At 72.6% G+C, this 20780-nt stretch carries 13 protein-coding genes; 11 read left to right on the top strand and 2 right to left on the bottom strand.

Features of this window, described 5'->3' with window-relative positions; all coding sequences use genetic code 11:
* Positions 1-143 precede the first annotated feature (143 nt).
* From rplK to BLT44_RS00795, 11 genes are all read left to right on the top strand, one after another.
* Entirely contained in the window at positions 144-572 is a 429-nt protein-coding gene (gene rplK / locus BLT44_RS00845; protein ID WP_010156073.1) for a 50S ribosomal protein L11, read from the top strand.
* Positions 573-584: 12 nt separating this feature from the next.
* Positions 585-1274: a 50S ribosomal protein L1 gene (rplA, locus tag BLT44_RS00840; RefSeq protein ID WP_010156074.1), complete on the top strand. Its 690-nt coding sequence runs from the start codon at positions 585-587 to the stop codon at positions 1272-1274.
* A gap of 232 nt (positions 1275-1506) precedes the next feature.
* Positions 1507-2643, top strand: a complete 1137-nt coding sequence (locus BLT44_RS00835; RefSeq protein ID WP_029608190.1) for a serine/threonine-protein kinase — start codon at positions 1507-1509, stop codon at positions 2641-2643.
* The gene (locus BLT44_RS00830) at positions 2640-8831 is read left to right on the top strand and encodes an Ig-like domain-containing protein (protein WP_074689821.1); all 6192 of its coding nucleotides are present in this window, start codon (positions 2640-2642) and stop codon (positions 8829-8831) included. Before BLT44_RS00835 ends, BLT44_RS00830 begins: the two co-directional genes overlap by 4 nt.
* A 45-nt stretch (positions 8832-8876) precedes the next feature.
* Entirely contained in the window at positions 8877-9869 is a 993-nt protein-coding gene (locus BLT44_RS00825) for an AAA family ATPase (RefSeq protein ID WP_010156078.1), read from the top strand.
* The gene (locus BLT44_RS00820) at positions 9866-11233 is read left to right on the top strand and encodes a DUF58 domain-containing protein (protein WP_010156079.1); all 1368 of its coding nucleotides are present in this window, start codon (positions 9866-9868) and stop codon (positions 11231-11233) included. Before BLT44_RS00825 ends, BLT44_RS00820 begins: the two co-directional genes overlap by 4 nt.
* Positions 11230-13764: a transglutaminase domain-containing protein gene (locus tag BLT44_RS00815; protein ID WP_244887456.1), complete on the top strand. Its 2535-nt coding sequence runs from the start codon at positions 11230-11232 to the stop codon at positions 13762-13764. Before BLT44_RS00820 ends, BLT44_RS00815 begins: the two co-directional genes overlap by 4 nt.
* Positions 13761-14585: a PP2C family protein-serine/threonine phosphatase gene (locus BLT44_RS00810; protein ID WP_143025938.1), complete on the top strand. Its 825-nt coding sequence runs from the start codon at positions 13761-13763 to the stop codon at positions 14583-14585. Before BLT44_RS00815 ends, BLT44_RS00810 begins: the two co-directional genes overlap by 4 nt.
* 500 nt (positions 14586-15085) lie before the next feature.
* Positions 15086-15601 carry a hypothetical protein gene (locus BLT44_RS00805; protein WP_029608191.1) on the top strand — a complete coding sequence of 172 codons (516 nt, stop codon included), beginning with the start codon at positions 15086-15088 and terminating at the stop codon, positions 15599-15601.
* Between the two features lie 310 nt (positions 15602-15911).
* On the top strand, positions 15912-16457 hold the full coding sequence (locus tag BLT44_RS00800) for a hypothetical protein (protein WP_074689817.1): 546 nt from the start codon (positions 15912-15914) through the stop codon (positions 16455-16457).
* A gap of 356 nt (positions 16458-16813) precedes the next feature.
* Positions 16814-18151 carry a S8/S53 family peptidase gene (locus BLT44_RS00795; protein ID WP_029608192.1) on the top strand — a complete coding sequence of 446 codons (1338 nt, stop codon included), beginning with the start codon at positions 16814-16816 and terminating at the stop codon, positions 18149-18151.
* Here the strand turns inward: BLT44_RS00795 and BLT44_RS00790 are convergent.
* Together BLT44_RS00790 and BLT44_RS15085 are read right to left on the bottom strand one after the other, a co-directional pair.
* The gene (locus BLT44_RS00790; protein WP_010156085.1) at positions 18145-19506 is read right to left on the bottom strand and encodes a hypothetical protein; all 1362 of its coding nucleotides are present in this window, start codon (positions 19504-19506) and stop codon (positions 18145-18147) included. The two genes, BLT44_RS00795 and BLT44_RS00790, sit on opposite strands and share 7 nt — an antisense overlap.
* The gene (locus BLT44_RS15085; protein ID WP_010156086.1) at positions 19503-20675 is read right to left on the bottom strand and encodes a DUF2510 domain-containing protein; all 1173 of its coding nucleotides are present in this window, start codon (positions 20673-20675) and stop codon (positions 19503-19505) included. The genes BLT44_RS00790 and BLT44_RS15085 overlap by 4 nt, the downstream gene beginning before the upstream one ends.
* Positions 20676-20780: the final 105 nt, after the last annotated feature.

Raw genomic sequence — 20780 nt, 5'->3', positions numbered from 1 at the left:
CCCGAATTCTCGGGTAGACTTGCCTGGTTTGCGTCTGCGAACGCCACTGGCGTGAGCCGAGGTGAACGAGTACCGCATCCGGAACGGCCGGACTCGCGGGAGAGCTCGCACCACCGTGCGAGTTCGAAGGAAAGGAAACAATCATGGCAAAGGCCAAGAAGGTTACCGGTCTGATCAAGCTTCAGATCCCGGCCGGTGCAGCCAACCCCGCGCCCCCCGTGGGCCCGGCGCTCGGTCAGCACGGCGTCAACATCATGGAGTTCTGCAAGGCGTACAACGCTGCGACGGAATCCCAGCGCGGCAACATCGTGCCGGTGGAGATCACCGTGTACGAGGACCGTTCGTTCACGTTCGTGCTCAAGACCCCTCCGGCAGCCGAGCTGCTGAAGAAGGCGGCGGGCGTGCAGAAGGGCTCCGGCACTCCGCACACCGTCAAGGTCGCCAAGGTCACCGCAGAGCAGGTTCGCCAGATCGCCGAGCAGAAGCAGGCCGATCTGAACGCGAACGACATCGACGCTGCGGCGAAGATCATTGCGGGCACCGCTCGCTCCATGGGCATCACGGTCGAGTAAGGGGCATCGGACATGGCACAGAAGTCGAAGGCGTACCGCGCCGCTGCCGAGAAGATTCAGGCAGACAAGTTCTACACTCCCGCCGAGGCAGTCGCCCTGGCGAAGGAGACCGGTTCCACCAAGACCGACACGACCGTCGAGGTCGCCGTCAAGCTCGGTGTGGACCCCCGCAAGGCCGACCAGATGGTGCGCGGCACCGTGAGCCTGCCTCACGGCACCGGCAAGACCGCGCGCGTCATCGTGTTCGCCGTGGGTGCTGCCGCTGAGGCGGCCATCGCAGCCGGCGCCGACGAGGTCGGCGGCGACGAGCTGATCGAGAAGGTCGCCGCGGGCTACACCGATTTCGATTCGGCAGTCTCGACCCCCGAGCTCATGGGCAAGGTCGGTCGTCTGGGCAAGGTGCTCGGCCCGCGCGGCCTCATGCCGAACCCGAAGACCGGCACCGTGACCCCGGATGCGGCGAAGGCCGTCACCGAGATCAAGGGCGGCAAGATCGAGTTCCGCGTCGACAAGCACTCGAACGTGCACTTCATCGTCGGCAAGGCCTCGTTCTCGGCCGAGCAGCTCACCGACAACCTCAACTCGGTGCTCGACGAGATCTCGCGTCTGAAGCCGTCGTCGGCGAAGGGCAAGTACGTGCAGAAGGGCGCCGTCTCGACGACCTTCGGCCCGGGCATTCCGCTCGACGTCTCCGGCCTGTAATACCCGCCGGATCCAGTGCAGCCCCCGACCGCTCCGCGGTCGGGGGCTGCACTGCTCTCGGGGTGCTGCGGGACGTGCCCGCGGCACCCCGATTCCGGGGCTGTGGATAGGGGTTTCGCACCCCCTCCCCTCGATTAGGATGATCACGTGACACTCTGTTCCCGCGCCGCGCAGGCGCCCGCACGCGCACTGCGCGCGGGCGAGCGCGAGCCCGTCGCACGGGGAGCCGTTCGTGGTTGAGCGTGCACCGGTGGGCGCTCCGGCGATCCCCGGGTTCAGCTACGTGCGCCCGCTCGGCTCGGGCGGGTTCGCGCAGGTCTTCCTGTACGAGCAGGACATGCCCCGCCGCCTCGTCGCCGTGAAGGTGCTGAACGGCGCGGCCCGGGGCTCATCGGCCGTCGACGAGCTGCGCGAGGTCTTCGAGAGCGAGGCCGACGTCATGGCGCGCCTGAGCAGCCACCCATCGGTGGTGTCCATCTACCAGGCCAGCATCTCGCTGGAGGGGCACCCGTACCTCGCCATGGAGTTCTGCCCCGCCTCGATGGGCGCCCTCACGAAGGGCCAGCCGGCGCGCCTGCGCGACGTGCTCGACGCGGGCGTGCGCATCGCGGGCGCCCTCGAGACGGCGCACCGCGCCGGAGTGCTGCACCGCGATATCAAGCCCTCGAACGTGCTGCTCACGACGCTCGGCCGCCCCGCGCTCTCCGACTTCGGCATCGCGCAGGTGCTCGGCCGGCGCGAGCTCGACGGGGAGATGGCGATGTCCATCCCGTGGTCGGCGCCCGAGGTCGTGGGGCTGCAGAGCACCGGCAGCGTCGCGACCGAGGTGTGGTCGCTCGGCGCCACGCTGTACTCGTTCGCCGCCGGCCGCTCTCCGTTCGAGCTCGCCGACCGCGCGCAGAACTCCCGGTCGAAGCTCACGGAGCGCATCTCGAAGGCGGTCTACCAGGCGATACCCGGCGCGCAGGGCTACGAGCGGTTCGACGAGGTCGTCTCGCGCGCGCTGCGCAAGAACCCGCACGAGCGGTACGCCTCGATGGCGGAGTTCGGCGAGGCGCTGCAGCAGCTGCAGCGCGTGTTCGGCTACGACGTGACCCCCCTCGAGATCGTCGCGGAGGCCTGGCTGCCCCGCGCCGAGGCGGTGCCCGCGGGCACGCGCGGCCCCGTCGTGAGCACCGTGGGGCGCGTCACCCGCGCCGAGGCCCGCGCCGAGATGCTCGCGCAGCGACGCGGCACCGACGATGACGGGCTCATCCTCGACCGGCCCGCCTCGCCGTGGCGCGCCGGGCTCATCGGGGCGGGCGTCGCGCTCGCCGTGGTGGCGGCCGCCGCGGGCGTGCTGTGGGCGATGAGCGGCGGTGCCGGGTGAGCGCGCCGCCGAGCGCCGGGCGCGAGCGGTTCCGTCGGCTGCAGTGGTGGATCGCGGGGGCGGTGTCGTTCGCTCTCATCGCGACCGTGGCGGTGATCGCCAACGGCTACGACGCGCGGGAGACGCCGCGGGCCGAACCCGGGGTGTGGGTGGCTCGCGAAGCCGGGCAGTACGCCCGTGTGAACACCGACACCGGCGAGCTCGACCTCGTGCGGAAGGTCGCCGATCCGAGCGGGGTGCTGCAGTCGGGAGCGCGCGCCGCGGTGCTGTCGCACGGCAACGGCCGGGCCTGGCCGCTCGACGCGGGCGACCCCGTCGATCTGGGCGACCGCGCCCCCGCCGCCGCGAGCGGAGACGAGGCCGCCGACGGAGACGCTGCGGGGGAGGGAACCGCGACCCCCGTCTCCGACGCGGAGGAGGGCGCGGGCGACGCGGCGAGCGCGGCCGGTGCCGCGGCGGGCGGCGCCGAGGCGGTGCGTCTGCCCGACGGCACGCGCGAAGTCGTCAGCGCCGGCCGCTTCGTCGCCGTGCGAACGGAGTCGGGGGCCGTCTACGCCGGGGAGATCGCCGCCGACTCGGCGAGGCCCGCCCTCGGAGGCGCGGCCGCGGCGTCCACCGATCTCTCGGGCGACGACGGCGCGCTCGCCGACCTCGAATCACGCCTGGCCTCCCTCGAACGCGTCGACCCGCTCGCCGGCGAGGACGACGCGGCGGGCGGCGGTGCCGCCGGCGGCGACGCGGACGATGACGGCGGGGCGGCCGGCGGGGCGGCGGCGGAGAGCGTCGACGGCGGATCCTCATATCGCGCATCAGCGATCGCCCTCACCGAATCGGGCCGCGTCGCGCTCTTCTCCGGCGACGACGACGCGGTGCGGGAGTACGACCTGACCCGCCGCGAATTCGTCGGCGGGCCGCTCGACGTACCCGCCGAGGCCGGCGACGCACCCGCACCCCAGCTCGCGCTCGTCGCGGGCGACTGGGCGCTGCTCGACCCCGAGAGCGGCGCGCTCTGGCGCGAGGGCGGCGCTTCGACCGAGCTCGACCTCGACGGCTCCGCGCGACTGCAGGCGAGCGGCGGCGACGGCGCTCGCGAGGGCCGCAGCGTGCTCATCGCCGACACGAGCGGGCTGACCGTCGTCGACGCCGAGGGCGAGGCCGAGCGCGTCGTCGAGACGACCGGCACGCCCGCGCAGCCGGTGTACATCGGCGAGGTCGCCTACGCCGCGTGGGTCGGGCAGAACTCCGGCGCGCTCTGGACCTCGGAGGAGGGCGAGAAGCCCCTCGTCATCGACGACTCGGCGCGCGAGGCCGGCGACCTGCTGCCCGTGATCCGGTCGAACGGGGAGCGCGGCGTGCTGAACGAGATGCGCACCGGCATGCTGTGGACGCTGCCGGGCGGCGATCTCATCCCCCTCTCGCAGTGGACGATCTCCGACCCGCCGAAGGAGGATCGCGGCACCGTCGTCGTCGAGGACGTGACCGAGCAGGTGCCGCCCACCGCCGTCGACGACGCGTTCGGAGTGCGGGCGGGCGAACCCGCGCCGCTGCCGGTGCTGCTCAACGACTACGACGCGAACAAGCGCGATGTGCTCACGATCGTGCCCGACTCGATCGGCGACCCCGGCCTCCCCGAATCGTTCGGCGCCCTGCAGCTCATGCCCGACGGCCAGTCGCTCACCGTTCAGCCGGCCGCCGACGCGAGCGGGAGCGCCACCTTCACCTATCGCGTCACCGACGGCGCCCTCCTCTCGGAGCCCGCGACCGTCACGCTCACGGTGGTGGGCGACGAGACGAACACGGCCCCCGCGTGGTGCCCGGTCGAAGGCTGCCAGCGGGAGTGGCGAGTGCCGTCGATCGCGCCCGGCGGCACGCTCGTCTACCCGGTGCTCGAGGGCTGGGTCGATCCCGAGGGCGACGTCATGACGCTCGCCGCGGCCGAGGCGGTGCGGTCGGAGGATCCGGTGCGCGCGATCGTCACGGCCGACGGCCGACTCGGGATCCGGCACACCGACCCCAACGCCGGCGCGTCGGATGTCGCGCTGCGGATCACCGTGCGCGACGGCCGCGGCGAGGAGGCGCAGCGCGAACTGACGCTCGTCGTCGACCCGAGCGCGACCCCCGAGTTCACCGCGACCGCGACGACCGTGCAGGTGGGGCGCACCGCCACGGTGCGACCGCTCGACCGCGTCGCCGGCGGGTCGGGATCATTCGCGCTGCTCGACGCCACCGACCCGAGCGGCACCGTGCAGGTCACCCCGAAGCCCACGAGCGGCGCCGTCGAGATCGCGGCCTCGGCGGCGGGCACGGCGGCCGTCACCGTCACCGTGCGCGACACCGTGACGGGCGGCGAGATCACCGGGCAGGTGCGCGTCACCGCGACTCCCGCGGGGCCGCCGCTCGCACTCCCGGCCCTGCGCGCCTTCGTGCGCCCGCTCACCGATGCGACGGTCGAGATACTCGATGCGATCCCGGGCGCCGCCTCCCGCTCCCTGTCGGTGGCGGGAGCGGACGTGGCGGACGGAGATCTGCAGGCCGACCTCATCGACCACGCCCAGGTGCGCGTTGCCGGCAGCACCCCCGACGGCGGCACCGGCCGCATCGGGTCGGTCGACGTCACCGTCGCCGAGGGGGACGCCCGGGCGACCGGCAAGCTCACGGTCTTCCAAGTGCCCGACACCGGGGCCACGGGCGCGATCGCGGTCGCCGACACCGCCACCGTTCGCGCCGGATCCGTCGTCGACATCCGCGTGCTCGACAACGACGTCGCCGCTCCGGGCGAGCGCCTGCTGCTCGATCCCGAGATCGTCGGATCGGGCACGAAGGGCGAACTCGCCTTCGCCTCCGGCAACGTGCTGCGCTACCTCGCGCCCGATCAGCCCGGCACGTACCGGCTCAGCTACACCGCGTACGGCGCCAGCGATCCCGCAGCCGGCGACGTCGGCTCCGTGATCGTCACCGTGCTGCCCGAGGGATCGAACCGCGACCCCGAACCGGCCGCGGTGACCGCGCGCGTCAGCCCCGTATCCACGACCCAGGTGCGCGTGCCGCTCTCGGGGGTCGACCCCGACGGCGACCGCGTGCGCCTCGTGAGCGTCGAGGGCGACGCCGACGCGGGCATCTCGGCGACGGTGAACGCCGCCGCCAACGGCTTCGACGTCACGGCGCTCGCGGACGCCGCGGCCGGAGCCGTGGAACTGACCTACAGCGTGCGCGACGCGGAGGGGGCGACCGGCACGGGCCGGCTCTCCGTCATCGTCGTGCCCGCCGCCGAGTCGAGCGCGATCGTCGCATCGACCGATTACCTGCGGCTCACCCCGCAGAGCGAGCCCGCCGTGGTGCGCCCCCTCGACAACGACGTGGACCCCGCCGGAGGCGAGCTCTCCATCGAATCGGTCGTGCCCAACGTCGTCGGAGGTGCGAACAGCCCCGAAGCGCGGCAGCTCGCCGAGCGACTCGACCTCTCCCAGCTCGAGGAGGGGCGCATCTCGGTGCAGCCCGGCGACGAACTCGGCGCCGTCTCCTACCGCTACACGGTGCGCTCGGCGGCGACGAAGAGCACCGCCGACGGGCTCATCGTGGTGCACACCTCCGAACGGGTCGGCGCCCAGGCGCCCACGATCACCGACACGGTGCTCAACGTGCGCGACCGCGCCGAGCTCGCCGCTGGCGGCGTCGACGTGGTGACCGACAAGGTGCGGTGGGCGACGGGCGACGTGTCGAAGCTGAAGCTCTCGCTCTGGTCGGGAACGCGCGACGGGTATCGCGTATCGGGCTCGAAGATCGCGGGGGAGTACCGACCGGGCGGCGACACGGTCGTCTTCAAGCTCACGGGAACGGACGCCTCGGGGCAGGAGGTCGCCTCGTACGGCCTGCTCGTCGTGCCGCCGCTCGACGAACTGCGGCTGACGCTCAAGCCCGACCTGCAGCCCATCAAGGTCGACGAGAACGAGCAGCGCGAAGTCGCGGTCTCCGATCTCGTCGACAGCGGAACGGGCGACCGCGTCGAGCTGCGCCGCGAATCGTTCGCCGTGGGGCGCGCGCAGGCCACCTGCGAGGCCGTCTCGGCAGACCGCCTGCGGTACTCGGCGGGCCGCGAGGCGCCGTGGAACGACTCCTGCCTGATGCAGGCGCGACTCGTCGGCCAGAAGACGTGGACCACGCTGCCCGTTCCCGTCGTCGTCGTACCCGACGAGCCGGCCGTGCAGGCCGCGCCGCTCACACGCACCGTCGACCCCGGCACGAGCGCGACGATCGAGCTCGTCGACATGGTCACCTGGCAGGGCGGCCGCGAGGGCGACGCCTCGAAGCTGCGGTTCGAGGTCTCGGGCGGCAGCTCCCTGTTCTCCGTCGTGCAGAAGGGGGCGACCCTCTCGGTCGAGGCGCGCGCCGACGCGGTGCCCGGTAGCCAGGAGTCGGTCTCGGTGGCGGTGAGCGGCGCCGGCGCCTCTCGCGCCCCCCTCACGCTGCGCGTGGGGCAGGCGCCCCGCGACCTGCCGAAGGGCGCGACCGTCGCACTGCAGTGCACCGTCGGCAGCTCGTGCCAGACGCAGCTCGTCGGCGTAGCGGGCGAGCACGACCCGTTCGCGGGCAAGAGCGGCGGCGGGCTCAAGCTCGCGGCGGTCAGCGGGGCGGGCTGCTCGTACGGCAGCTTCACGCGCGTCGGCGACTCGGGCGTCTCGGTCTCGTGGCCCGGCGGGCCGGAGATCGGCGGCACCTGCCGCGTGGGCTTCACCGTCGTCGATGCGCAGGGCCGCACGGGCGAGGGCGTCATCGAGTTCGACGCCCAGGGGCTGCCGAGCCGGCCGAGCATCCAGCAGACCGGGTATACCGCCGACAGCGCGAGCTTCACGGTGACGCTGGGCGGTCGCCCGGCGCACCCCGCCGTCTCGGGCGTGAACCTCTCGGGCGGCGGATCGACGAGCTGCACCGCGGTCGGCGGCGCATCGTTCCAGTGCGTCGCCACGGGCCTCGCGAACGGGCAGAAGCACCAGTTCACCGCGCAGGCCGTGAACGCCGTCGGCTCCTCCGCGGCGTCCACTGCGGTGACCGCGTGGGCGTACGCGGCGCCCGCCGCCCCGAAGGTCACGGTCGAGCCGATCAAGAACCCGCGCAACACCGACCAGAGCACCGGGGGCGTGCGGCTCTCCGTCAGCGGATCGAGCGATACGCGAAGCTTCGCAGTCTCGTACCGCGGCGTCGACGGCGGCACGATCGACGGCGCGCAGGGCAGCCGCGAGTACACGGGGCTCGCGGTCGGAGCGGTGTCGTTCACCGTGACCCCGACCACCCGCTTCGACGTGCCCGAGATCGGCGGCGGGTCGAACACCGGTGCTGCGGCGCAGGGCGACGGGTTCGTCTACGGGGCGCCGCACCTTTCGCGAGCATCGCTGACAACAACAGGGGACAACTCGGCTGTCGTTGGCCATGACGGCACGAGCGACGGGGTGACGTCGAGGTACACCATCAGCGACCCGTACGGGCAACCCGGGGACTGCTTCGCGGACGGACAACTCAACGACCCGAATTTCAAGGCGTTGAAGAAGTATCGCGTCTACACCGCCAAGGTGTGCTTGAGTAACGAATTTGGCCGAAGCGAAGTGACGACGAATCCAGAACTCATTGGGGGGTCCGTCCCCCGACCGACCGCGTCGTTTACAATCGGTCCTGATCCTCGAGCTGCGGAGACAGGCTACGACTATGCCTTGTCGTCTGCAGAGATTGCGACCGTCGAGGGCGCTGTCGGTCAGTGGTCGGTAGGCAACGCTGTCGTAGCGGCAGACCAATTGGGTAGCGCACTCCGTGCGGATTCCGCGCAGAAGGTGCGGGCGCGCCAGTGTATCGACACTCGCAATGAGAGCTCCTGTTCGGATTGGGCCGATGCTCGCGTGAACACCGCCCCGACAGTGGTGACGGTTCGCGAGCAGGGCACGTGTTGGGTTGCAGCCTCCCCGCCGCGAACAGCGGAGGAGAAGCGCGCGCTGCTGAGCATCTCCGCTGCGGCGAGGGAGTCTGCGATTGTGACGGAAGGCGTACCAGAGGGTGAGCGGATCCCGCTGACGATCACGTGGACAGGCGATTACAGAAATCTCGCTCCCGTCACCATCAATGTGTGTTACCAGCCCGAGACGCCGACAGCACCGGAGCCGGGCGGCGATCCCGATCCCAGCACCCCGCCGCAGACCCCGTAGCGCACGCACGCACCACGTTTCGACCAGCCCCGCCGAAGGAGCCGCATGACCGCACAGCCGCAGACCTCGTCCCACGCCATCACCCCCGATCAGGCGCAGTGGGTGGCGCAGCTGTTCGCGACCACGGCTGATGCGATGGAGCAGGCGATCCACGGGAAGCGCCGCGTCGTCGAACTGGTGATCGCGTGCGCCCTCGCGGGCGGGCACGTGCTGCTCGAAGACGTGCCCGGCACGGGCAAGACGGCGCTCGCCCGCGCGCTCGGCCAGGTGATCCAGGGCACCTCCTCGCGCGTGCAGTTCACCCCCGACCTGCTGCCCGGCGACATTACGGGCATCACCGTCTTCGACCAGCGTGTCGGCGCCTTCGAGTTCCATCCGGGCCCGATCTTCGCGAACGTCGTGCTCGCCGACGAGATCAACCGCGCCAGCCCGAAGACGCAGTCCGCGCTGCTCGAGGTGATGGAGGAGGGGCGCGTCACCGTCGACGGCACCAGCCACGATGTGGGCAGCCCGTTCCTCGTGATCGCGACGCAGAACCCGGTCGAGCAGGCCGGCACGTACCGCCTGCCCGAGGCGCAGCTCGACCGCTTCATGGTGAAGACCTCGATCGGGTACCCCGACCAGGCGGCGATGACCCGCATCCTGCAGGGCGACCGCGCCCCGCAGCAGCCCCTTTCGCCGGTGGTGACCACCGGAATGGTGACGCAGGCGCAGGATCTCATCAGCCGCGTGCACGTCAGCCCCCTGGTCGCCGACTACGCCGTGCGCCTCGTCGAGGCCACCCGGCGCGCGAGCGAGGTGCGACTGGGGGCGAGCGTGCGCGGCGCCCTCGCGCTCGTCCGGCTCGCATCGGCGTGGGCTGCGGCGAGCGGCCGCCACTACGTCACCCCCGACGACGTGCGCGACCTGGCGATGCCCGTGCTCACGCACCGCCTCGTGCTCGAGCCCGAGGCGGAGTTCGACGGGGTCACGGCGGCGCAGATCCTCGGCCAGATCCTGCTCGACATCGCGGCTCCCCAGGAGAACGGCACCGCGTGAGTCTCGACACCTCGCGCGCCCCGGTCTCGAACACCGGGACGAACACGCGCGGCAGCACCGCCACGCGGTTCGGCGACACCGTTGCGGGCACGGGCCGTGCCGGCACGCGCCGTCGCCGTGCCGCGCGGCGCTGGTGGCGCCGCAACCGGCGCAGGGTGCGGCGCCAGTGGCGGCGCGTGCGCGAGACCGTCACCCCGACCGGCTACTTCGTGCTCGGCGTCGCCGTGCTCTCGCTGCTGCTCGGCGTCGCCTTCGGGTGGGTGGAGGCCTGGTTCGTGGCGATCGGCTTCGGCGTGCTGCTGCTCGTCGGCCTGCCGTTCCTGCTCGGGTCGCGCGCCTACCTGATCCGCATCTCGCTCGACCGCATGCGCGTCGTCGTCGGCGGCGAGGTGGCGCTGCGGATCGATGTCGAGAACTCCGGCGCCCGCCCCGCGCTCCCGGCCACGGCCGAGCTGCCGGTGGGCGAGGCCCTCCGCGAGATACCGATCCCGTTTATCGGGCCGCGCGGCACCGCGACGGTGCCGGTCGGCATCCCCGCGGTCTCCCGCGGCGTCATCGAGGTGGGGCCGCTCACCCTCGCGCGCCGCGACCCGCTCGGCCTCGTGCGCCGCGAGATCACCTGGCGCGACCGCCATCTCGTGCACGTGCACCCGCGCACCGCGCTCCTGCCGCAGGGATCGGCCGGGCTCGTGCGCGACCTCGAGGGCGCTGCGAGCCGCCGCCTCACCGACTCCGACCTCTCGTTCCACGCGGTGCGCGAGTACGTGCGCGGCGACGCGATGCGGCACGTCCACTGGAAGTCGACGGCGAAGACCGGAACGCTCATGGTGCGCCAGTACGAGGAGTCGCAGACGGCGCGCGCCGCGATCCTCTTCGACGCCGTGCGAGCGGAGTACGCGAGCGACGAGGAGTTCGAGCTCGGCGTGAGCGTCGCCGCATCGCTCGGGCTGCAGGCCGTGCGGGAGGGGCGGGAGCGATTCATCGCGTCCCAGTGGGCGCCCGGCCGCGTGCGCCCCAGCATCGACGGGCTCGAGGAGCTGCCGTCGGGCACGCCTGCGCAACTGCTCGACGCGTGGGCCGAGCTCGAAGCCGCCGAGGATGCGCTGCCCATCGAGCGGCTCACCCGCGGCCTCGCCGAATCGCGGCGCCCGCTCTCGATCGTCGCGGTCATCACGGGCTCGGTTCCGGATCCGTCGCGGCTGCGCCGCGCCGCCGCCGCGTTCACCGAAGACGTGCGGGTGCTCGTGGTGCGCGTCGAAACCCTCGCCGATCCCGCAGCGCACCTCGTCGACTCCTGCACCATGTTCACCGTCGGCGCGATCGGCGACCTGCCGCAGCTGATGGTGCGGGGAGGGCTGACGTGAGCGCGCCGGCAGAGCCGGGGCGCCGGCGGCGGCCCGCGCGGGGCGGTCGCCCGTCGTTCGAGCGACGCCGTCGGCGCGGCGCGCCCACCAGCCCCGCTCTGGTCGTCGGCGCCGCGATGCTCAGCGCCGTCGCCCTCGCCGCCGGTGCGTTCTCGGCGATGCCGATCTACCGCACCGGCTGGGTGTGGGTCGTCGCCGGCATCGCCTGGGCCCTCGCGTTCGGCGTCGTGTGGGCGGGCCGGCGCCTGGGATGGGGGGTCGCCGCCATCGCCGCCCTGGTCGCCGCGTTCGTGGTGGCGGTCGTGCCGCTCGGCGTGCCGAGCGCGCTCGGCACCGGTCCGCTCGGAGTGCTCGGGGGCCTCATCGACGGACTCGCCACGGTGACGCTCGGCTGGAAGCAGCTGCTCACCCTCACCCTGCCCGTCGGTACCTACCAGGCCGTCATGGTGCCGTGGCTGCTCGTCGCCATGTGCACGACGGCGATGATCGCGGCGCTCGCACTGCGCGGGGGCCGAACTGCGCCCTTCGCCGCGGTGCCCGCGCTGCTGCCCGTCGCGTTCGGCGTCGTCTTCGGATCGTCGGCGGTGAGCGCTCCCGCCCAGATCGGACCGGTCACCGTGTCCGCGCCGCGCGAGCTGCTGCTGTGGGCCGTCATCTGCGTGGCGGGCGCCGTCTGGGTCGCCTGGTCGTCGGGCATCGGCCGGCGCCGGGCGCTCCGCCTGGGGCGCTCCGCGCAGCCCGCCGAAGGAGCCGGCGGGGTGCGCCGCAACGCCGTCGTTCGCGCCGTCAGCGCAGTCGTCACCGCGGCCGTCGCCCTCGGCGTCGGTGCGGCGGTCGCACCGCTCGCGAACGCCGACCGGCAGGTGCCCCGCGACCGCGTCGACCCCGAACTCGTCGTGCGCGAGCAGACCAGCCCGCTCGCCGGATACCGCGCTGCGAAGCGCGACGCCGCGTTCGCTGCGCCCATGTTCAGCGTGCAGAGCGACGGCGCGATGCCCGAGCGCCTGCGCATGGCCGTGCTCGACGGCTACGACGGGGTCGACTTCTTCGTCGAACCGGGAGCCGACGGCCGCTTCACCCGATTCCCGAGCGGCGAGGCGGTGCCCGAGCCCGTCGACGTGTCCGTCGAGATCGCGGAGGGGTACGACGGCATCTGGCTGCCCATCGCGCCCCCGCTCGCGGCGCCGCCCGTGTTCGAGGGATCGCGATCCGGCGCCCTCGGCGACGCCTTCTACGTCAACCGCTCGAGCTGGGCCGCGATCGCGGTGCCCGGCGGGCGCGGGGTGCGCGCCGGAGACGCCTATACGGCGGAGATGAGCGCCGCCGACGGCGCCGACCCGTCGGGCGACCCGGTGCAGGACGCGCCGCTCATCGACCTCGAGCGCACCCCGCAGCTCGCGCAGTGGCTCGCCGCCCAGCAGCTGCCGACAACGGTGGACGGACTGCTCGAAGCGATCCAGCGCCTGCGCGACCGAGGCTACCTCAGCCACTCCCTCACCGACGGCGACGGGGAGCGCGCATGGTTGGAGGCGGCGGCCGAGGCGCACGGGGTGAAGTTCATCCCGAGCACCGGCGGGCACTCGATCGCCCGGCTCGAAGCGCTCTTCCTGCAGCTGAACGAGCAGCAGCGCGCCGCCGGCGACGGGGCGGATGAGCGGGCGCTCGTCGCGGGCATCGGCGACGACGAGCAGTTCGCGGCCGCCGCCGCCCTCATCGCCCGCGCGATGGGATTCGACTCGCGCGTCGTGCTCGGCGTGCGACTCGGCTCCGCAGACGACGCGGGAGTGCCCGGAGTGCCCGCCTGCACCGAAGTATGCACCGGAGAGCATCTCGCGGCATGGATCGAGGTGCGCGGCGACGACGGCGCGTGGGCCGCCGTCGACACGAGCCCGCAGGTCGAGACGCCGCCCATCACTCTCGAACGCGGCGAGCAGCTGCCCGAGTTCCCGTCAGTGCCCGAGGAGCGCGACGCGAGTCAGGCCGATCCGCCGTCGGGCACGAGCGGCGATTCGAACGAGCCCTCTGAGACGCAGGATCGCGACGCGTTCGCCGCGCTGTGGCCGATTCTGCGCGCCGTCGGGCTCTCGCTGCTCGCCCTCGCGCTGCTCGCCCTCCCCCTGCTCTTCCTCCCGGTCGCCAAGCGGATGCGCAGCACCCGACGCCGCCGTGCATCGACCCCCGAGGAGCGCGCGCTCGGCGCCTGGGACGAGCTGGTCGACGGGTACGCCGACATCGGCCGCGTCGCCGCGATGCCCGGAAGCCGGCGCGACATCGCGGAGCAGCTGCGCGTGCCGTCGGGGGAGTGGCTGGCCGCGACCGTCGATCGGGCGGTGTATTCTCACGAGGGAATAGACGGCGACGACGCCGAGCAGCTGTGGGCCGCGGTCGATGGTGAGATCTCGGCGAGGCGCGCGGAGCTGGGATTCTGGAAGCGCCTGCGCGCCCGATACTCCCTCCGCTCGCTCATGCCGCACACACGTACACGACGCGTCGCTCGCCTGCCGCGACGCGCGAACGCAGGAGGACGATGATGCGAATCGGAATGGCGCCGGAGGTGAGCGCCGCAGTGCGCACCGACCCCGGCATGCTGCGAGCGGTGAACGAGGATTCGGCGCTCCTCGAGTTCCCGAGCTACCTCGTCGCCGACGGCATGGGCGGGCACGAGGCCGGCGACCAGGCGAGTCGAGCCGCGGTCGACGCGTTCGCCTCGGTGATCCGCCCGGGCGAGCTGTCGACCGTGCGCGACGTGGGCCTCGCCCTCGACGCCGCGCGCGAGGCGGTCGGCGCGGTCGCGGCGCACCGGGAGCGAGGGGCCGGCTGCACACTCACGGGAGCCGTCATGGTGCGGCACGAGGACCGGGCGTGCTGGCTGGTGCTCAACGTCGGCGACTCGCGGGTCTACCTGCACCGCGGGGCCGAACTCCACCAGGTGACCGTCGACCACTCGCTCCGCGACGAGATGATCGCGGGCGGCGCTCGGCCCGACGCGCTCCCCGGCCGAAACGTCATCACGCGCGCGCTCGGATCGGCCGACACCACCGCCGACAGCTGGTTGCTGCCCGTCGAGGACGGGTCTCGCCTGCTCATCTGCTCCGACGGGCTCACCACCGAGGTCGACGACCAGCAGCTGCGCGCCGCACTCACCATGGGAGGCCAGCCCGATGCGGTCGTCGAGGAGCTCGTGCAGCGCGCCAACGAGGCCGGCGGGCGCGACAACATCACCGTGCTCGTGGTCGATGTGCTCTCCGGCGGATCGGCCTGGCACGTCAGCGCGGAGCCCGAGTCGAGCATCGCCACCGAGAGCGAGAACGATCACACCCTGACCGCGACCGTGCCGAGGCGCGGGCAGTGAACGAGCCGCAGGGGGCGGGTGGATCGGGCGGGCCGGGCGGATCGGGCGGATCGGGCGGGCCGGGCGGGCCGGGCGGGCCGGGGGTTTCACGGGAAACGGTTGACGAGACGATCGTGACTCCGCGGGCCGTGGAGCCTGCGCCCGGGGCTCGACCCGGGGCCGGGGCCGGGTCCGGGCCGGGGTCCGAGTCCGGGTCCGACGCTCCGCCGGTGGACGAGACGATCGTGACGCCGCGCGCGGCTCCGCCCGCGCCGAAGCCCGACGCCGCCCCCGTGGACGAGACGATATTCGCCCCGCGCGCGGCCTCGCCCGCTCCCGCGCCCGCTCCCGCTGCTTCCGCGCCTCCCGCGACCGGTCGAGCTGCGGCCAGGCGTGCTGCAGCGTCGTCGTCCACGCCCGACCCGAGTATCCCGGGCGCGGGCGGCTCCGGCTCGGGCGGCTCCGGCGGGGCGGACGCGGCGGCCGACGCCACAGCAGTCGCAAGCGCGTCAGTGCCGGAGGTGGCATCGCGGGCTTCCGGCGGTTCGGGGTCGACGAGCTCGGATGACGCGGCGCGCTTCAGCCCCGCGCGATCCGACTCGGCTCACGCGCCCTCGGCGGGCACCGCCTCCGCGCGCAATCCGGCGCCGCCCATCGAGGAACCCGCATCGCTCGAACTTCCCCCCGAGCTCGCGGCGCGCATGTTCAAGTCGCCGCTCGACGCCCGCTACCGGGTGCCCGAGGCGCCCACCCCGGCGCCCGAGCACGCGTTGCCCCGCCGCGGGGTCAGCCCGGCGCTTCCGGTGATCACGTCGCAGCGCACCGGGCGGCGCGCTGCCGCTGACATCGACCCGGAAGCCCGATTCGGCCCTCCGCCGGAGTCGCGCCCCGCCCCGCCTGCGGCGGACCGCTCGGCTGTGCGCTCGACGCTCCGCGCCAATCGTCGCTTCGGTACGGGCGCCCTCGTCGGGTTCGCCGCCAGCCTGCTGATCGCGGTGGGCGGGCTCTGGGGCATCGCCGTGCTCGCGTTCGGCTAGAACGCCGCGGCGCGCTCCGCCCGCGCCGAGCGCGGCGCCCGGCGCTCCGCGCCCCGCTTTTGCGCCGAGCACGGGCTTGGAGCGGAAGGGGCCGTCGGGGCCCAGCACGCCGGGTGTCGGTACGGGGCCGGGTGCGCCGTCGCCGAGCGGGTGGACGCCGCCGGGGTCGGGAGGGCCCGGGGGCTCGTCGGGCCCGGATGGGTCGGGCCCGGGCGGAAACGGTTCGGGGCCGGGCGGGCAGCAGCCGACGGGCCCGGGCGGCTCGCAGGGGCCGAACGATCCGCCGTCAGGGGGCCCGGATTGGCCGCACGTGATCGCGGACCCGCCGATCGTCGATCCCAACCGGCCCGGAGGCGATTCCCCCGGATCCGGTGATGATCCGCACTGGACGGACCCCGGTCGTCGGCCGAGCGTGGACAGCAGCCTCGACGGGTCGACCATGCGCAGCGGGCTGGGTGCCGCAGGGCTGGGTGCCGCCGGGCTCGCGGCCGGCGCGAAGCTGGCGGGAGCGGGTGGCGGCGGCGGGCTCGGAGTGGGCCTCGGCGCCGTCGGGCCGGGCGGATTGGGCGCTGCGGGCGGCCCGGCAGCGGGCGGTGGCGGCCTGCGCGGCGCGGCGGCGGCGGCAGGCACCGGTGGCTCGGGTGCGTCGAACGCGTCGTCGAACTCGTCGGGCTCGGGCCGGGGCGCTCGCCCCGGCGGCATGATGATGGGCGGCGGCGGTGCCGGTGGAGCGGCCGAGAAGAAATCGCCGAAGTCGGGCCTGGGCGGCTACATCGCCCCCAAGCTCGAAGACGAGGGCGACGGCGGCCCCGCGGCACGCGCGTCTCGCGCGGGCTCGCGCACGACGGAGGAATGAGCGCGAACCGCCGGTGAAGCGGGCCCGGAACGCCGCCGGCGTTCCGGGCCCGCATCAGCGGCGCGTGCGTAGTGGAGGCGGGAGACCGCCACGGCTCGGGGGAGCAGATCAGAAAGCAGGAGTTCATGAAGCACCCCCGACGGCACCCAGCAAGCAGGCGTACCCCCGCCCGTGCGGCGTTCACCCGATGGAGCACCGCTCTGCTGGCGGCGGTCAGCGTGACGGCGGTCGCGCTGTCGGCGGCGGGCCCAGCTGTTGCGGCTCCCAACTCGGATGATAGCCGCGAGTCGGGGTTGTGGCACGCGGAGAAGTTGGGGTTCGATAGTCTGCGGGATTCGGGTGCGGCGGGTGCGGGTATGAAGATCGCGGTGATCGACACGTTCGTGAATCCGGATGCGCCGGAGTTGGCGGGTGCGAATCTGCAGGTGCGGGGGACGACGTGCGTGGATCCGGATTCGGGGGAGCCGCATCAGATCGTGTCGGATGATCCGGATCAGGCTGCGCATGGCACGAATGTGGTGTCGATGCTGGTCGGCAATGGGGTCGCGGGTGATGGTGGGCTGGGGGCGCGTGGGATCGCGCCGGAGGCCGAGGTGTGGTTCTACGGGGTCGGCGATCTCGATCAGGCGGGGTCTGATCAGTGCAAGCTGCAGGATCCGACGGTCGAGGAGGGCGGCATCGACCTCGCCCACGACATCACCTGGAGCGGTAGGAAAGTTGAAAACAATACGAGTGGGCTTGGGGATTCAACGGCCCTCGCGGCGCGGGCCGCGATTCGCGACGGCGCCGACGTCGTGTCGGTCTCTGTGCTCGCCGGCGGACCTACGGATTGGGATCAGGTCATCTTCGAGTCGTTGATCGCTGAGGTGCCGATCTTCGTCGGGGTGCTAAACCCTGATGATTTATTTGCACTGCAAGGCGGTCCGTACATGCACAACGGTGCGTTCGCGATCAACGCAATCGAAGAGGACGGTTCGCTGTTGACCGACCGGGAGACGGGGATGACGTCTGGAGCCAGCGGAACCATCGCGGTGGCAGCGCCGGGGGGCCGGTTGCTCGGGGTCGGCGATGACGAGGGGTGGGGGCCTCGGCTGATCTCGGGGACGTCGTATGCGACGCCGCTCGCGGCGGGTGCTGCGGCGCTGGGGATGCAGAAGTATCCGGATGCGTCACCCTTCCAGGTGACGCAGGCGATGTTGCGCACCACGGGTTCGGGCGGGGTGCACGAGATCGAGTGGGGGCTCGACGAGCTGGGTGCGGGGTACCTCAACGTCATGGAGATGCTCAAGGCCGATCCGAGTCAGTTCCCCGATGAGAATCCGCAGTGGGTCACCAGTCTGGATGACCCTCGGTGCGAGCAAGACGGGAAGCCGGGGTACATCGCGGACAACGGCCAGGTGATGTGCGGCTGGAGCGCGAGCCCGTTCGTCGAGGGGTACGAAAAGTATCGTGCGGCGTACGTCGACGGTGAACCGATCGCGCCGTTCGGCGAGCTCGAGGCGACGCCGTACACGACGCAGCCGCTCGATGAGGAGCCCGCGCAGGTGGCGGAGTCGGCGGGCGTGTCGCCGTTAATGGTGGCCCTCGCGGTGGTCGGGGTGCTGGTGCTGCTGGGCGGTATCGCGGTCGCGATCGTGCTCGTGGTGGTGTCGCGTAAGCGCAGGCGCAACCGCGAGCAGACGACGACCTACTGACCGGCCACCCACTGCTGCCACTTCTCGGCAGTGAGCGCGGGCGACATCTCGGCGGCCACCTCGGCGATGGGCCGCCCCTCCGTCATCGAGTCGACGGCCAGGGCCCAGGGGTCTCCGCTGTTCTCCGCGACGAAGAGGTAGAACGATCCCGCCGAATCGTAGGCGACTCCCGCGGTGGCCTCTTGCAGAAGCCGGTCGTCGGTGAACACTTCGACACCGAGCGACGCGACGGCAGACGTCAGCTCCGGGTAGGCGACGAACTCCGACGCGCCGGATGCGTACTCGGCATACCGGGCGAAGCCCTCCAGCGCCGCGCGCGACGTGCCCCAGTTCTGCGAGGGCGCCGCGGTGTAGTGGATCGCGTGCGCGAACTCGTGGATGAACACGGCGCGTCGGTCGTAGTCGGCGCCCGGGCCGAGGATCACGGTGGTGCCGCCCGTCGCGTTGCCGGTCGCGATGGTCGGGTCGATCAACTCCGAGGTCTGCGAGGGCCGGTAGAGGGATCGGGCGAAGCCTGCGGCGTCGATCTCGCCCTCCGGCTGCTCCCTGTTGCCGTACCGCCAGTGCTGGAGGCGCTCGTTGCTCGCCGTGATGCCCGACGTGAAGCCGGTCTGGGGCACCTGACCGCCCATGCGGGTGGCGAGCTCGAGGGTCGTCGCCGCCGCCTCCTCGGCCTCGTCGATGGAGCGGGTCACCAGTTCGCGCTCGTCCTCCAGCGCGAAGAGCACCACGTGATCGCGGCGCTCGACGTAGATCTTGCCCTCGTCCCACGGCTGGATGATGTCGCGCGGAACGAAGGAGGTGATGCGCAGCGCATCGTCGCTGCCCGATGTGGTGATGCGGTAGTAGCTGCCCTGCGTCAGAATGAGGCCCGCGTCGGCCGTGCCGCTGCCGCGCATCTCGTTGGCCGGGAATCCGAGGTCGACGCCGATGTTGACGAGTTGCGATCCGTCCTCGTCGGTGGTGGGGGTGATGAAGCCGGTGGTCCAGCCGATGGCCGAGAGGTTGTCCCACCACAGCGCGAGCTGCTGCTGCGCGTCGCCCTCGGCGTACGACAGGAAGAGCTCGCGGTCGTGCGTCTGCAGCGCGGTGTTGAGGTCGAACCACGCCTGCTCGTAGGTGCTCGACTCCGCGGCGTAGTCCTCTTCGATCCACAGGGGCGTCGTGTCGCCGATCGGCACCGCCGCCGCCTCCCCGGCCGGAAAGGGGCGCGGCCAGACGACGGCGGCGACGGCGCTCGCGCCGGCGAGGCAGAGCACGGTGACGCCCACGATGATGAGCTGGGCGACGCGCGCCCCGCGGTTGCGCGGGGGGCGCTGCGCGACCTGCCCGGTACGGGTCTCGGGTGCGTTCATGCTCCTGCCACCTCCGCGACCTGGATGAAACGGAGCGTCTGCCCGGGGATGCTCGACTCGTCGGGCGGGGTGGCGGCGACGGTGAACACGTACTCGGAGTCGCCCACGGTGATCGGATACTGCGAGAGCGGCGGCAGCGAGGAGAACCCGGCCCGGGCTCCCATGATGTCGTTCGGAATCTCGCTGAACTCGTTCATGACGGGGAACTGCTGCGCGACGGCGGCCGGGTCGAGCGCTTCGGGCCGCAGGCTCGCGTCGCCCTGGCGGAAGAGGCACGAGCTGCGCAGCATGCCGTCCTGCCGTGAGAGCCGCGACATCTCGAGGATCATCGCCTCCACATCGAAGCACACGGTCTCGTCGCTCTCGACAGCCGCGTCGGTGAAGGTGGTGGCGAACTCCTCGCCCGAGGAGTCGTAAGAGATGGTCGATCCGGCCGCGAAACCGGCGACCCGCCACGGCCCGACCGCGCTGGGGGTGCGCGAGGCCTGCGAGGCGCTCGGCTCGTCGGAGCCGTCGTAGTAGAAGGGGCGGGTGAGCCACACGGCCTGCGTCAGCTCGGAGGTGAACGTCTCGCCGTCGACGGTATAGGTGTAGGTGAAGTCGACGGGCACGGAGGCGGAGTCGGCGGTCTCGGGCTCGCCGCCGATGTAGCTCTCGGTGGCGTTGGCGTAGTCGAGCTCTGCGAGGTCGTACCGGTAGTCGATGGCGAGATCGAGCTGCTGCGCGGAGGCGAGGTCGCCGTACAGGGGCGTCGCGGTGTCGTCCGTCTCCGGGTGCAGCGCGGGGTCTGCGGCGTCGCGCCATGCCGGGTCGCCGACGGTCGTCGCGGCGAGGAACTGCTCGAGGGCGGCGCCCGGGTCGCCCCGCAGGGCCTCCGCTTTCGCGCCCGCCATCCAGGCGAGGGCGGGAACCGTCGCGACGACGAGCACGGCGCACACGATGAGGGTGGCGACGGTGCCCTTCGTCCAGGCGCGCTCGTGCGGCGCCTTGCGGCGGCGCTGGTACGCGGGCGCGGTCGCCTGCGTCGCCGCGTACGGGGTCTGCGGGGCTGCGGGGGCGAGATGCTCGGTCCAGGCCCGCCCATCCCAGTAGCGCAGCAGCCCGCTGCCCGCCGGGTCGGCGTACCACCCCGCGGCCGGTGCTCCCGTCGATCCTTGCCCGAGCTCCATGGAAACTCCCCTGCATTGCACGTTGACTCTTGTCTGCGCCCGGTTGCGAACCCGTTCGCGTCCCCGGCCGCCGTGCTGACAGACCGTTCCCCCGCACACAGTGTA

The organism is Leucobacter chromiiresistens (assembly GCF_900102345.1).
Classification (GTDB): domain Bacteria; phylum Actinomycetota; class Actinomycetes; order Actinomycetales; family Microbacteriaceae; genus Leucobacter; species Leucobacter chromiiresistens.
The sequence above is the reverse complement of the archived record's forward strand: the minus strand, read 5'-3'. Positions and strand labels throughout refer to the sequence as shown.